This window comes from Candidatus Merdisoma sp. JLR.KK006 (assembly GCF_036941035.1).
Classification (GTDB): Bacteria; Bacillota; Clostridia; order Lachnospirales; family Lachnospiraceae; genus Laedolimicola.
Genome location: NZ_JAYMNS010000016.1, coordinates 1 through 14,526, shown reverse-complemented (window position 1 = coordinate 14,526; position 14,526 = coordinate 1). Strand labels below are relative to the sequence as shown.

Here is a 14,526-nt window from a genome sequence, read left to right as displayed (position 1 = left end):
CTTTCTAATAAATTCTCTTTGCATGTACTACAAAACGATTTTCACTTCTCTTTGTACAGGTTGAAAGGGTAATCACTCTGTCGTTTTTGGATACGTCAATTCCTGTATCATAGGCAGAACTGTTCTTAAGTGTCTGAACAAACTGCTCATACCGCCCATCCGGCTGCGACGCAAAGCCTATGGTATAGGTATTGCTGTTTGCCGGGGTCTCATAGCAGGAAAAAATCTGATAAGCATGAGTTCCGTCTTCCAAATCTATGTAAACCATCGGATGATCCACCAGGTAGGATGCATTGCGATATTCCTTAAGCCCTCCGAACATAGAACCATTTTTCATGTTATGCCCATAAATAATTGTATGCCGGTCAGTAAGGTCAGGCTTATTCTGATACTCCACAAAAATACTTCCTGCACTGTTCTTATTCCCGCTGAAGGTGTGCTTCAGATAATATTGATCGTCATCTCCCTGCATCAAAGGGTAGCTGATCTCTGTATCCGGAATCTCTATCCAGCCGATAACGTCCTCATTCTGAGCCTTTAATTCTTCAAAAGCAATCCGCTGTTCGCGTACCTCTTCTCCTTCCTCCGCAGAAGTGTCTTCATTGTATGGTACATCAGGAAGCTCCTTCTCCACATATTTCTTAAGCTCATCATACTCGTCCGTTCCTTCCTTATATTCCAGGAAAATACCGGCAAGCTGGCTCCCACAGAAAATCACCATGCCTAAGCACAAAACAAGCGCCACAATCAATACAATTGGGACACGTCTTCTTTTCTTTCGTCTCATCTTCTATCACCTCTTGTTTATTCTATCAAACTGCCTGCAAAAAAGCCAGACTTAATTACTGGGATTCTATGGATTCAGCCATATGGGGCACTCTGTGAAATCCTCTTCTTCTGAGCATACCGCAAGGCTGAATGTCTTTCCCGCTGTCCGGTACAGTTTATAGTAGTATATTCTTGCGTTTTGGTTTTGCTCAACCCTGCCTGTCTCTTTACAGATTCCCTCCATGTAAAAGGAATTCAGGGGAATTCTAAGCCCCCTGCCGTCTGCTTTCATAAAGCTTTCTTTCAGCACCCACAACTCATGAAACAAACGCTCACGTTCCTTCTCTTTCGCTTTCTGATATACTTCACGTTCCAGGGAATGAAATTTCCCCACCACTTGTTCCTGCCCTTTCCGCCTCTTCCAGCATTCCACATCAATTCCCACCGGCTTTTCTCCTACAGCACAAGCTGCATAGCACCCGCTGTGAGAAAGATTAAAGTGAATTTCAGGATGTTCCGGAAAATAGGGCTTGCCGTTTTCGTCCCTGTCCACAAAGAGCCGTCTGGGAAGCTTGGGATATTCTCTTTCCATCACCCTGTCCAGCAGTCTGTATGCCCATTGGGACTGTTCCTTAGGTTTCCCCTTTGTGCACGGGAAATCTGCCATATACACACGCACCATAGACTCACCGTTTTTTCTGCCTGTCCAGCAGTTCCATCAATGCCTCGTCACTGTCCGAAATCCAGACATCCTCTTCCTCCTCGTTCAAGCCCAGATACTCACGCAGAGTACATGGCTCATCACTGTTCCCCCAGGCTTCTATATAACTGTCAATCTCCTCAAAAGGAATCTCTCCTGCCAAATACTTTTCTTTAAACTTCATAAGCTCCTCCCTGGCTTTTATTTCTTCTCTACTATAGCCCATTTATAAGGCTTTCGCAAGCTATAGCCCTCAATTTTCATCTTGTCTGTCTTCTTATAAGTAAATAGTTCCCCAAAACAATAGCAGCTCTGACTTGTAATCGTCAAAACTGCCATTATCATAACAATATACTTTACCTGCTTATTCTATATGAATGTCCAAAGGCTTATCCAGTTCCTCTGAGACATATTTCCCGTTCTTCTTCCTCTGGCGTACGCATTCGGAGAGAAGATATTCAATCTGCCCATTGACTGATCTGAAATCGTCCTCTGCCCAGGCGGCAATTTCATTGTACAGCTTTGCAGAAAGGCGAAGAGGGACCTGTTTTTTCTGTGTATCTGCCATATCAATACAAGCTTCCGGAGTTTACTACCGGCTGTGCGTCATGATTTCCGCACAGGACTACCAGAAGATTGGATACCATCGCCGCCTTGCGCTCTTCATCCAATTCTACCAACTGCTTCTCATTCAGACGTTCCAGCGCCATCTCAACCATTCCAACTGCTCCGTCTACAATCATCTTTCTTGCATCGATGACAGCAGAAGCCTGCTGTCTCTGCAGCATAACGGCTGCAATCTCAGGCGCATAGGCCAGGTAAGTGATCCGCGCTTCCAGAATCTCCAGCCCTGCATCCGCCACTTTCTGCTGAATCTCGTTGCGGATACGGGAAGCAACGATCTCGCTGGATCCTCTCAGGCTTCCCTCATCCGCAATACCGTCTCCGGTAGTATCCACATTAGGAGCCACATCATAGGGATACACTCTTACAATATCCCGAAGAGCGCTGTCACACTGGAGAGACAGGTATTCTTTATAATTGTCTACATTGAATACAGCCTTTGCCGTATCCACCACACGCCACATAACGGCAATTCCAATCTCCACCGGATTGCCCAGGCAGTCATTGATCTTCTGCCTGCTGTTATTCAGGGTCATAACTTTCAGGGAAATCTTCCTATTAGAACCATCACTGCTGAGCGCCGCCCCTCCGTATGAGATCATCAGCGGTTTGCCGGAGCCTCCATCTACGTCTCCGCTCTGATTCAGTCTGGTCTTGGCTGCAGGATTCACACTGCTGCAAAATGGATTCACATAGTAGAAGCCCTCCTCCTTTAAGGTTCCCGCATAGTTCCCGAATAAGGTAAGAACCAGCGCCTCCTGAGGCTTCAAAATCTTCAATCCCAGAAGAGGAATCCAGCCTACAGCAATCCAAATAAAACCCAAAACAATCAGGAAAACCGCAAGCAGGCCAGAGCCGCTGCGTCCTGACAGATTCCCTCCCAGTATCACACATCCAATTCCTGCTGCATACAGCAGGATAATAAGGAACAGCATGGCCAGGCCATTCTTTTTATGATTCAAAATCTTTTCTTTCATATCAATATCCTCCGTTCTTTTTGATATCAAAATAATATCATATATATATTTATTTGTCAACAATAAAATAAAAGGGGCACAAGGCCCCTTTGTTCACTGAAAATATCTATATCTATGCAGCACTATCCGCATGTTCTTTTTTATTCCATACAAATATGACGCCAAACAAGGCTATCACTGCCAGCACTACGGCCAGATTGCTTCCAGTAAATCCTGCAAACAGATAAGCCCCAAATGCGATAACACCATTTACCAGCGCATAGGGAAGCTGCGTCTTTACATGCTCCACCAGATCGCACTCTGCCCCGGTAGACGAAAGAATGGTTGTATCGGAAATAGGAGAACAATGATCCCCAAACAATCCGCCGGACAATACCGCTCCTACTGCAATGGCATAGGGAATGGAAAAAGCATGAGCCATCGGAATAGCGAGAGGCATCATAATCGCAAAGGTTCCCCAGGAGCTGCCTGTGGAAAAGGACACAAAGGTTCCAAAAAGGAAAATAGCCGCCGGAATCAAGCCCGCCGAAAAGTTAACTGCTTTCATTCCGTTTACAATAAAATCCGCCGTGCCAAGGCCGCTGATCATACCGCCCAGGGACCAGGCCAAAACCAAGGTAACTGCTACATCCGTCATTCCCTTCATTCCATCCACATAGAGCTTAAAGGTCTCCTGAAAGGTCTTTACCTTATAAACACGAATCAGCGCCATCAGCACCAAAGCGCCAAAAAAATAGCCCATGGTCAGTGCCACGCGAAAGGCATTGCCATCTACCTTTTGAAAGGGGAATCCCAAAGGAGCCAGTGTAACAAACAGTGTAACGAATACTACCACAATGGGAAGAATCACCATAGAGGGACGGGCATTCCCGATAGAGTACTCCCCGTTCTCGCTCATTATCTTATTTTCCTGCTTCTCTTTTGCCGTAAAATCGCTTCCTACGGTTCGCTTCTCCGCCTTACGCATCTGAGAAAAATCCTTTCCTGTAAAGGCAATCAGCGGAATCATAAGGATTGCTAAAATTGCATATATCTGAAAAGGAATGGCCTGTACAAAAGTGGTATAATCCGACTGAGCTATATTCAGGTTTTCAAATTCAGCCTGAATCAATCCCATGATGTACACGCCCCAGCCGATAAAGGGGATCAAAATAGCTACCGGAGACGAAGTGGAATCCAGTATCCAAGCCAGCTTCTCTCTGGAAATCTTCAGCTTGTCAAACAAGGGGCGAAATACGGGGCCTACCAAAAGAGGGGTGCCCAAATCCGAGAAGAAAATCAGGATTCCGCCTGCCCATGCACACATCTGGGCTTTCAGTCCGGTATTGACAAAACGGTAAACGAACTTGCTGAACGCCCGGGCACCTCCTGACTTTTCCATCAGCTTTATAAAACCGCCGATGAAGATTACCAATACAATTACTCCTGCATTATAAGAGTCCGTAAGCTGGACAAAGAAGTAATCTCCGATCATAGATTTCACTGCCAAAAAGGGATTCCCCATGCAAAATATCATGGTCCCCACAAATCCTCCGCAAAACAGTGACAGGATTACATTTTTGCTTTTGATCGCCATTACCACTGCGACAATGGGCGGTAAAAGGCTTAACCAGCCGTAATTCATAACACATTTCTCCTTCCGTAGATGCATACCTTACCGGACGAAGACCGCCCACCCCAAAGGGGTATGCATTACGGTGTACCTGTAAGGTATAATTATTCATAATTTTATTTTAACTTATGCATACGGAATTGTAAATGTTTTATTATCTTATGGTTTCCTCAGATAACCTCCCTTTGCTCTTTCTTTCGCATCTCCTCCGCAAATCGACGGATTTCCCGGATGCTCACTCCCTCCATATACAATTGGTAAACCGGAAGAATATACTCCATAAGCGTCTCCGCCTCCCCTAAGCCTGAGATTTCTATGAGCACTTCCCTTGCACATTTAAGACTCTGTTCTTTTTCATGCTCCCGAATATACTGATAGACTGCGCCTGCAGCTCCCACACTGATAAAGATCGGCGATATTCCTGCTTCCAGACACAGGGACGCAGCGCCGATCAGCCGGTCTGTCCGGGAAAGCTTGCGCCTTGGGTCGGCCCCCACCCGCTTGCAGGTATCTTTCAGCGCCCGATTGGCAAACCGGCTAAGCAAATCCTGATAATGAAATACCAGACGTTCCACGGGAACCTTGTATTCCCCGGACAATGCCAGGGCACTTTCCAGCATGGCATCCTGCACCATACTCCGAATCTGTTCATCATCAATGGCTTCATAAATATACTGCCGATGAGAGTATAAGCCCAAATATGCACAAACAGCATGGCCCATATTATGTACATAGAGCTTTCGTTTGATATAAAAATCAAATGGCTCATAGGGAACCATATTCTTAATCGCCGGTATCTCCCCTTTAAAAGCTGCTTTGTCTACCGGCAGATAGCCATAACTTTCTGTGCAGACCCTTAAAGGATTTCCATCTTTCATCTCATCTGTTTGTACCGGAACCATCCTCCCTATGGATGCTTCTACCAGACCGACATTTTCATCCAACCATCTGCTTTCTTCAAAAGAAAGCTCCGCTTTCAGCATTCCTTCCAGCACCTTGTTTGCATCCATCAGGTTTTCACAAATAATGATATTTAAGGGTCTTCCCGTCCTCATTCGCCTGCGAATTCCCTCCGCCAGATTGGGGACGATCCATTTCAATATATTGACGCCTACTGCCGTAGCCATAATATCACAGTCTGCGATGGCTTCTGCCACCGCATTCTGATCATTGCCATTTACCGCATTCACATGCAGCACTTCTATATCCTCATGGCCTTTGTTTGAAACAATCCGAAGGGGATACTTTCCCTCCTGATTCAAGGTGTCCACCACAATATCCGCCACATCCACAAAAGTTACTTCATAGCCGGATGCCGAAAAAAGCATACCAATAAAACCACGCCCGATATTTCCTCCGCCGTACATGACTGCTTTCATATCTTTTGTCTTTCCTTTCTTATTAAAATTGCTGCGCAATAGCACTAAAGGGTAAAGTCGCTTCAACACACCTGTAATGAGAGAAACTTTCATTCGAAAGGACTCTCATGAAAGTTCCTCTCGTGCGTCTTTGCGACTTTACCATTTAAAATTGCTGCGCAATAGCACTGAAGGGTAAAGTCGCTTCAACACACCTGTAATGAGAGAAACTTTCATTCGAAAGGACTCTCATGAAAGTTCCTCTCGTGCGTCTTTGCGACTTTACCATTTAAAATTGCTGCGCAATAGCACTGAAGGGTAAAGTCGCTTCAACACACCTGTAATGAGAGAAACTTTCATTCGAAAGGACTCTCATGAAAGTTCCTCTCGTGCGTCTTTGCGACTTTACCATTAAAAATTGCTGCGCAATAGCGCTGAAGGGTGGTTAAAAAACATACCACATATCCAGATACTCCCTGACCATCCGTTTCATCACCCGAAAGATCACATCCTGCCGGGCAACGGTAGTAAAGGCCGTAAGGGACTCTTTCTCACCTGTGGCACATTTTTCTGTCAGATATCCCTCCCGTATAAGCTTTGCAGCCATATCCGGCCCTGCTGCCTTCGATGCATTATGAACAAGGAATTCTACCAGTTCCGGAGAGGCGTCCCTTTCCAAAGCAGTCCAAATATTCACCTTGCAGACACCGTCCCCAAAAAGCTTTCTCACCTGTTCATTCGATACCGAAGAAGTTCCATGCAGTACAATCTTCGGGCCAATCAGTTTCCGGATTGCTTTGGCCGCTTCTCCATGATACTGCAGGTCTTTTCCTGATGCCCGGTGCTCTGTGCCAAGGTTCGCTACTACCATGTCCACCCCGGTACGTTTCATATAATCTGCGCACTTGTCCGCAGTTGTAATATCATTATGGGCCTCCCCTCCGGCATCTACAATCTCGTCGCAGGCGCCCTCGATCATGATTTCCTGTCCCTTTTTCTCTACAAACCTTCTTGTTTTCGCAATGTTTTCTTCCAAAGGGAGGTTAGACGCATCATACATAATTGTAGAAAACTCACTCAAATCGCTCTCACAGAGTTCTTCATCCAGGTCATGCTGTACGTGATCCAGATGGAGCAGCAAATCTACGTTGTCATAATCCCCGCCCTTTCTCATCAAAACCTCCGCATCAGCCTTGAACAGCTTAAGCCCTGTTTCCCAATTTCTGCTATGCGTATAATTCCGGGACTGGGAGCGGTGATCGTACTGCACGGTAATCGCCAGCGTTACCGGAACGCTTTTTAGTCCATGGTCCTTTGCAAATTCACTGGCTGCTTCAATAATTGCCTCTGTTGTGGTCAGATTTTCCGTGCAAAGGCAGGGAATGACCCAGCCTTTTTCAGCCGCATCTTCATATATTTTTAAAACTTCTTGTCTTTTTGTTATAATTGGCATTTTAATCTCCTACTCTTAAAACACTTCCAAAAAAGCAGATGAAAGCTTTTTGTATGTCTTATATTTACTTTCATAATTTTTCAAGTTACTTTCCCGGGGTTCAAAATACTTCACGCCTTTTACCATTTTTGCCGCCGCATCATCCACATCCCGATAAATGCCATTGCCAATACCCGCCAGCATACACGCTCCTATAGAGGGCAGCTCAATATTCTCCATACGGCCTACCGGCGCCTGAATCAAATCCGCCCGAAGCTTAAGCAGCTTATCCGAGCGGGATCCCCCTCCTCCAAAATGGATCTTTGAAAAAGGCTCTTTTCTGGTAGACCTGATGTAATCAATGCAGGTCACAAACTGAAAGGCCAGGCTTTCCAGAAGACTTTCAAATATCTCCTCCAGAGTTGTGCTTAACCCCATTCCCAAAACAGCTCCATGAAAATTTTCCGCATAAGGCAAAAAGAACAGGGGATTTTTCCCGTCAAGCTTTGCTGATGCAATCAACTGGCCGATATCGGATTTTTTATCTTTCAAAACATTTTTACAGTACCATTCCAGCAGCGCTCCTGCCGTGGGAAAGGCATCCATAACCGTGTATTTCCCTTTAAAAGGCGAATTATAGCAGCACGAGAAAATCAGGGAATCTTTAAAATCATTGCAACCATCCACAAATATATCTGAAAAGTAACCTATCTGTTCATAGGTTCCCATAAGAACGCCCATTGTATCCGAATGCTCCGGATGTACTCCCGCCGAAAGCAGAGAAGCCGATACATCATGGCATCCAATCGTAACAGGGATTTCATACGGAAGCTTCACATTACCGTAGGTGTGAATATACCCCACTGTTGCAGCTGATTCCACTATATGAGTTCCCAGCTTTTCCCTTGAAATTCCCATCATCTCCAATAGAGGTTCTGACCAATGTCCGCCCTTTACATCAAACGCCAGTTTTCTGGCAGCTAATGTTGTGTCCTGCACATTCCCAAATCCAAGCTTGTGCATCACATACTGCTGATTGGAATAAAAACCTGCTGCCCTTTGAAATACCTCCGGCTTGTTTCTTTTTAACCAGAGAATCTTGGACACGGAGCTCAGCGTGGACAGGGTGTTGCCCGTAATCTTCGCATATTCCTGGGCGCCAACCTCCCGGGCCATCATCTCAACCTCTTCTCCCGAACGGCCGCAGAAACCCGGCAGCATGGGATACAGCGCATTTCCATTCTTATCTACAGCGGTAATGCTGTCGCCGAAAAAGGAAAAGGTCATTGCCAAAATATGTATTCCATCCGGCCGCCGCTTAAGCAGCTCTGACACTGCTTGTTCCGATGCCCCCCATACTTCCTCAGCATCCAATTCTATCTCATTGGATTTGGGCGTATACCACCTGTATTTCTTATTGGTTCCCACGATTGCTTCTGCTGTTGCGGAGTCTATCAACGTCACATGAACATTGGATGTGCCAAAGTCCAGAGCCAAAAAAGCTTCTTTCTGATTCAATCTCCCAACCTCCTGTCATGCATGCATCACATGTGCCAGCGGAAGTCCTTTCGCATGGTTTTTCAAGTCTTCCAGAACAATCCCGATGGAAGCGCTAAATGTTCCCTGGCTTGTTCCCGCAAGATGCGCCGCAAGGGTTACATTATCCAATTTGCGCAGGGGATGATCTTCCGATAAGGGTTCTTCCTTAAACACATCCAGTACGGCTCCCCCAATCTTTTTCTCCTGAAGAGCCTGAATCAGCGCATTCTCATCCACCAGTCCTGCTCTTGCCGTGTTGACAAAGATTGCGGTAGGCTTCATTTTAGAAAACATTTCCCCATTAAACATGTCTTTTGTCTGCTCGGTCAGTCTGGCATGAATGGATACTATGTCCGAAGTCTTCAGCAGTTCGTCCAGCTCTACCGGGATACAGCCGCACTCCGTAATCTTTTCCGCCGGACAGTACGGATCGTACGCCAGCACCTTCGTGCCAAAGCTTCTCAATCTGGCTGCTATCTTTTTCCCAATATCTCCGAATCCAATTAAGCCCACCTGATAGTCACACATGTTATAGGAGTCTTTGGAATTTGGAAATTTCTTCGCCCAGCCTCCATGTTTAATATCCTCGTCTGTTCTTGCAATATTTCGAATCTGGCAGATCATAGCCCCCACCGTAAAGTCCGCAACTGCTGTTGCTGCCCTTCCCGGAGCATTGATTACCTGAATTCCTCTCTTTTCGGCCTCTTCCATGTTAATGTTTTCCATTCCGGTTCTGCAGGTGGCAATCACTTTCAGGTTTGGAGCCGCTTCCATCAGTTTTTTGCCGACAGGAGCAAAATGCGTTACTACAATCTCCGCCTCCTTAACCGCTTCGAATACTGCTGGATTGATTTGTGTTTTCTCCGGACCGTTTACTTCTACGGAAAGCATGGATGCCTTAATCAAAGCAGGAACATCAAATTTCGCAACCATAATTCCATCAATCAATCCGCAAAATGCTCCTACAGCTATACCAATTACCATTGCCGGAAAAATCGGCATTCCAGATTCTCCAATTAATTTTGCAGATACAACTCCCACCAGGGCTATGATGGAACCAACTGAAATATCAATTCCACCAGTGAGCAAAACCATTGTCATACCCACAGAACAAATTCCAATCATAGAGATTTGTCTGCAAATATTTAAAATATTTTTGGAAGTCAAAAAGGTATCTGTGGTCATTGTGAAAAAGAGTATGATAACCGCTAATACTAAATACACAAAAATTTTACTTAAAGAAAATCTTTTTTTCATTTTTTCTGCACCTCTTTTATCCTTTAATTAGAAGCCATCTCCAAGACAGTCTGTTGAATCTCTTTGTTACCCGCAATCTCTTCCGCTTCCAATTTTCCCGTCAACCTGCCCTGGTGCATTACCATAATCCGATCGGACATTCCAATCAGTTCAGGCATTTCAGAAGAAATCATAATCAGGGACTTTCCTTTTTCTACAAGCTCATTCATCAATAAATAAATCTCATATTTGGCTCCTACATCAATGCCTCGTGTTGGTTCATCCAGAATAATAATATCCGAATCCATAGCCAGCCATTTTGCAATTGCAACTTTCTGCTGATTTCCGCCGCTTAAATTTTTTACAAGCTGTTCCATCCCCGGTGTCTTAATTGATAATGCATCAATGTATTCTGCCGCAAGCTTTTTCTCTCTTTTCCTATCTATAGACAAAAATCTTTGCAGTACCTTCAGCCTTACCAAAGAAATATTTTCACGTATCGGCAAAGTAAGAGATACCCCTTGCCCTTTCCTGTCTTCAGGAACCAGGCTGATTCCATTGCATATTGCGTCTATCGGTTCTTTGATCTCAATCTTCTTACCCTTTACATAGATGTCTCCAGAGCTTTTCTTATCAATGCCGAAAAGCGCTCTCATCACTTCAGTCCTTCCGGCGCCGACCAGTCCGGCAAACCCCAAAACTTCTCCCCTTTTCAAAGAAAATGAAATATCTGAAATACCCGTTGTTTCTGTTGAGAGATGTTCAACTCTTAAAACCTCTTCTCCAATTTCAATATTTCGTTTTGGATATTCATCATTCAATTCACGGCCAACCATTAATTTTACAAGTTCATCTTTATTTGTTTCCTTAGTATTGATTGTTTTAATATACTGTCCGTCACGCATAACCGTAATGCGATCTGAAACCTCAAACAATTCTTCCAATCTATGGGAAATATAAATAATGGATACTCCGTCTTTTTTCAAAGATTCAATCAGTTCAAACAGAATTGTCACTTCCCGTGTGGTAAGCGGCGCCGTAGGCTCATCCATGCAGAGAATTTTTGCATTTTCCAAAATCGCCTTGACAATCTCAACCAACTGCTTATATGCGTTGGACAAATCGCAAACCCGTATTTCCGGGTCAATATCTATTCCGAACCTTTGAAAGACTTCTTTTGTCTTACTTATCATGGCCCTTTTATCTGTATTTAGACCATGCATCATTTCCTTACCTAAAAAAAGATTTTCATAAATCTTCAAATAAGGAACAAGATTAAATTCCTGATAAACCATTGCAATTCCTTTATCTTTTGCTTCCACAGGTGATAAATGCTCTATTTTTTCACCAAAAAGATAATACTCACCGGAATCCATCGGCTGCGCACCGGCAATAATTTTGCATAAGGTTGATTTTCCGGCGCCATTTTCTCCTAACAGCGCATGCACTTCTCCCTTGCGAAGTTCAAAATCTACATGATCCAACGCCATAACTCCCGGATACGACTTGCATATATGGTTCATTCTCAGGCTAATGTCCCCGGTCATTTTTTCCAAAGCTTTCTCACACCTCAATCCCATAAAATATGACGGCTGCCAGAGCACAATTTTATGGTCTAACAACCGCCATTTCTTCAAGCAACTTTTACTCGTTTTCTGAATTAATTTTTATACTCGTTAATATTATCTGCACTGATAGCATTTACCGGAACCATGAAAGACTCAGGAATCTCACCGCCATCTCTCAACGTCTGCGCATACTCTATAAACTGCTGTCCTGTTCCCACCGGATTCAGATACACAGTTCCTCTATAAATGGTTCCCTGAGAAATCAGTTCTAATGCCTGCTCCGTTCCGTCAACACCTCCAAGGAAAAAGTCATCCCCAACTTCCTGGGCAACACATGTCTCATATGCTCCAAGTGCTCCGGAATCATTAATTCCTATAATCGCTACAATATCCGGATTAGCCGCAAGAATGTTTTCTCCTGCTGCGATGCCGAGATCTGTTGTATGAGCGTCTACAGTCGTTGCGCAAACAGCGTTGGGACAAAATTCAGCAATACCGGCCTTGATGCCGTTTTCACGTCCAATCGTCTGCTCCAAAGCACTCTGAGTCAGAATTGCAAACTTGCAATCTGCATCCTCCCCAAAGGTCTCCGCCATCCATTTTCCGCAAATCTGACCAATGGCAGTTCCCATTTCCAACTCGTCAACATTCATATTACAGGTGGCATCCTTATATGCAGTCGTGTGGGTGATAACCGGAATTCCAGCTTCTTTTGCTTCTGCAATTACGCCTGACAGAGAAGAAGAATCAACAGGCCCTACTACAATCACATCTACGCCCTGAGAAATAAAATTTTCTAATGCGGAAACCTGTGTAGCCGAATCAGATTTTCCGTCTGCTATTACCGTCTTAATTCCTGCATCTTTTCCTGCAGCCTCAAACGAATTAGCAATTGCAGCCCAGAAATTATTAGACAAATCCATTGGGCAAAAACCTACCGTAAACTCATCATTATTTTCGGCTGCCGGCTCTGGGCTTTCTGTATTCTCTGCAGTTTCCTCATTGCTATTCTCTGTTGTCGGACTTTCATTCGCAGTTCCAGAAGATCCGCATCCGACTAATCCCAAAATTAACCCCATTGCTAAAAGAATCGCCAAACTCTTTTTCATTTCTTTTACCTCCACACATTATTATTTTGTTTTCAATACTTGTGCACAGTATTCGTAACTAATTCGAAATATAATCATTTATTTTCTTTCGAATTCGTAAGTTTATTCTAGCAATTATCTTATATTTTGTCAATATTATTTTTCATTTTTGTTTCATTTTCACAATTTTCCGGAACTTTTCTTTCTGTTTAAACCGTTTTTTTGTTTCATTTTCCCAAATCAGCACTTTTTCGAAACTTATTTCAAGATATATATCTTTACATTTTTCTGTTTTTTATGTTTCACTTGATTTATATTTATAATTTGGTATAATATATTTACATTTTATTTTACGTTTTTTTGATGTTGAAGCTATTTTAAAACATATTCAACATCATTGTCACTATATAAAATATGGTATCTCCATTCTCTTATTCATCCGCAAAGCAGACAACTATGAATGATAATAACACCACACTAAAACAACACCGCTTAAAGCATGACGAAAAAAAAGCCTTTATTTTATCGGAGCTGAACCAGAAAGGAAGCGTTCGTGTATCTGAACTGAGTGAACAGCTCGGCCTATCCAGTGTTTCCATCCGCAACATGTTGGTTTCATTGGAAAAGGAATATCTTCTTCAAAGAACCTGGGGCGGCGCCATCAAGCCCATCGGTACAGCAAAGGAGATGTCTTATCAAACTCGTGAGACCAAGTATCTGAAAGAAAAAGCTGCGATTGCACAGGCCGCATATGACTATATAGAAGAGGGGAATACCATCTATATTGACAGCGGAACTACTACTTTTGAGTTGGTTAAACTGCTTCGGCAAAAACCAAAGCAGAACATTTTGATCGCAACCAATGCTTTTGATCATGCTACGGAATTGATTGGAATTGATGAACTTCGGATTATCTTCGCCGGCGGGGAAATTCGCCATGATTCCCGTGCTACCAGTGGATACATAACTACCGACACTATCCGGAAAATGATTTTTGATAAAGTTTTTATTGGAATTGAACATATTTCTTATGAGCATGGAATTACTACGCCTAATATTCAGGAAGCCGATCTAAAGCAGACAATTCTTAATTCTGCCAAACAGTGTTTTGTGCTGGCCGATTATTCTAAGTTTTGGGATGATTCTCTGATCCAGGTTAATGTCCCTCAGAAGCTTTATCAGGTGATTACAGACTGGCATATAACCAAAGAAGAGATTAAAAGATTTAATGCAAAAGGGATTCATTGTATTGTCGCTCCGGATTTGACAGTGGAGCAATAAATACAAAAGCAATTTGCAGATTACTGTAAATCTCTCATATATTCACAAAAAACCTCGAAAATCAAAACTTGATTTTCGAGGTTTTCTAGAGGCGACAACCAGATTTGAACTGGTGATCAGGGTGTTGCAGACCCACGCCTTACCACTTGGCTATGTCGCCATATACTTATTATATTCTAACAAAAACTTTTTGATACGTCAATATCAAAAAATGACTCCTACGGGAATCGAACCCGTGTTACCGCCGTGAAAGGGCGATGTCTTAACCGCTTGACCAAGGAGCCCTGTTCCTTCTGGCCCTTGGGCCTTAATACCAAATGGCACTTTTCTCCACTCAATATGG

At 43.7% G+C, this 14,526-nt stretch carries 14 protein-coding genes and 2 tRNA genes; 1 reads left to right on the top strand and 15 read right to left on the bottom strand.

Annotation, left to right across the window (positions count from 1 at the left end):
- Window positions 1-4 precede the first annotated feature (4 nt).
- The 13 genes from srtB to VSQ61_RS13025 form a co-directional block, all read right to left on the bottom strand.
- Window positions 5-787 (bottom strand): class B sortase, encoded by a 783-nt coding sequence (gene srtB, locus VSQ61_RS13085; protein WP_334344866.1) that lies wholly within the window; start codon window positions 785-787, stop codon window positions 5-7.
- Window positions 788-853: 66 nt separating this feature from the next.
- Complete coding sequence (locus tag VSQ61_RS13080; RefSeq protein ID WP_334344865.1) at window positions 854-1,435, bottom strand: 4'-phosphopantetheinyl transferase family protein; 582 nt, start codon at window positions 1,433-1,435, stop codon at window positions 854-856.
- Between the two features lie 19 nt (window positions 1,436-1,454).
- Window positions 1,455-1,652 carry a hypothetical protein gene (locus VSQ61_RS13075; RefSeq protein WP_334344864.1) on the bottom strand — a complete coding sequence of 66 codons (198 nt, stop codon included), beginning with the start codon at window positions 1,650-1,652 and terminating at the stop codon, window positions 1,455-1,457.
- 17 nt (window positions 1,653-1,669) lie between these two features.
- The gene (locus VSQ61_RS13070) at window positions 1,670-1,813 is read right to left on the bottom strand and encodes a hypothetical protein (RefSeq protein WP_334344863.1); all 144 of its coding nucleotides are present in this window, start codon (window positions 1,811-1,813) and stop codon (window positions 1,670-1,672) included.
- 19 nt (window positions 1,814-1,832) lie between these two features.
- Window positions 1,833-2,036 (bottom strand): type II toxin-antitoxin system antitoxin, encoded by a 204-nt coding sequence (locus VSQ61_RS13065; RefSeq protein WP_334344862.1) that lies wholly within the window; start codon window positions 2,034-2,036, stop codon window positions 1,833-1,835.
- 1 nt (window position 2,037) lies between these two features.
- The gene (locus VSQ61_RS13060; RefSeq protein WP_334344861.1) at window positions 2,038-3,069 is read right to left on the bottom strand and encodes an SPFH domain-containing protein; all 1,032 of its coding nucleotides are present in this window, start codon (window positions 3,067-3,069) and stop codon (window positions 2,038-2,040) included.
- 112 nt (window positions 3,070-3,181) lie between these two features.
- Window positions 3,182-4,693, bottom strand: coding sequence for a Na+/H+ antiporter NhaC family protein (locus VSQ61_RS13055; protein WP_334344860.1), 1,512 nt, complete (start codon window positions 4,691-4,693; stop codon window positions 3,182-3,184).
- Window positions 4,694-4,851: 158 nt separating this feature from the next.
- The gene (locus tag VSQ61_RS13050; protein ID WP_334344859.1) at window positions 4,852-6,060 is read right to left on the bottom strand and encodes a mannitol dehydrogenase family protein; all 1,209 of its coding nucleotides are present in this window, start codon (window positions 6,058-6,060) and stop codon (window positions 4,852-4,854) included.
- 424 nt (window positions 6,061-6,484) lie between these two features.
- Entirely contained in the window at window positions 6,485-7,492 is a 1,008-nt protein-coding gene (locus tag VSQ61_RS13045) for a class II fructose-bisphosphate aldolase (RefSeq protein ID WP_334344858.1), read from the bottom strand.
- Between the two features lie 15 nt (window positions 7,493-7,507).
- Window positions 7,508-8,989, bottom strand: coding sequence for an FGGY-family carbohydrate kinase (locus tag VSQ61_RS13040; RefSeq protein ID WP_334344857.1), 1,482 nt, complete (start codon window positions 8,987-8,989; stop codon window positions 7,508-7,510).
- A 15-nt stretch (window positions 8,990-9,004) separates the two neighbouring features.
- Window positions 9,005-10,195, bottom strand: coding sequence for an NAD(P)-dependent oxidoreductase (locus tag VSQ61_RS13035; RefSeq protein WP_334344938.1), 1,191 nt, complete (start codon window positions 10,193-10,195; stop codon window positions 9,005-9,007).
- A gap of 95 nt (window positions 10,196-10,290) precedes the next feature.
- Window positions 10,291-11,826, bottom strand: a complete 1,536-nt coding sequence (locus VSQ61_RS13030; RefSeq protein ID WP_334344856.1) for a sugar ABC transporter ATP-binding protein — start codon at window positions 11,824-11,826, stop codon at window positions 10,291-10,293.
- Window positions 11,827-11,906: 80 nt separating this feature from the next.
- Window positions 11,907-12,923, bottom strand: coding sequence for a sugar ABC transporter substrate-binding protein (locus VSQ61_RS13025; RefSeq protein WP_334344855.1), 1,017 nt, complete (start codon window positions 12,921-12,923; stop codon window positions 11,907-11,909).
- A gap of 435 nt (window positions 12,924-13,358) precedes the next feature.
- On the opposite strand from VSQ61_RS13025, the gene VSQ61_RS13020 reads away from it, so the two are divergent.
- Window positions 13,359-14,183: a DeoR/GlpR family DNA-binding transcription regulator gene (locus tag VSQ61_RS13020; RefSeq protein ID WP_334344854.1), complete on the top strand. Its 825-nt coding sequence runs from the start codon at window positions 13,359-13,361 to the stop codon at window positions 14,181-14,183.
- 89 nt (window positions 14,184-14,272) lie between these two features.
- Here VSQ61_RS13020 and VSQ61_RS13015 read toward each other — a convergent pair.
- Window positions 14,273-14,343 (bottom strand) — tRNA-Cys (locus tag VSQ61_RS13015).
- Between the two features lie 52 nt (window positions 14,344-14,395).
- Window positions 14,396-14,467, bottom strand: a tRNA-Glu gene (locus VSQ61_RS13010).
- Between the last annotated feature and the right edge of the window lie 59 nt (window positions 14,468-14,526).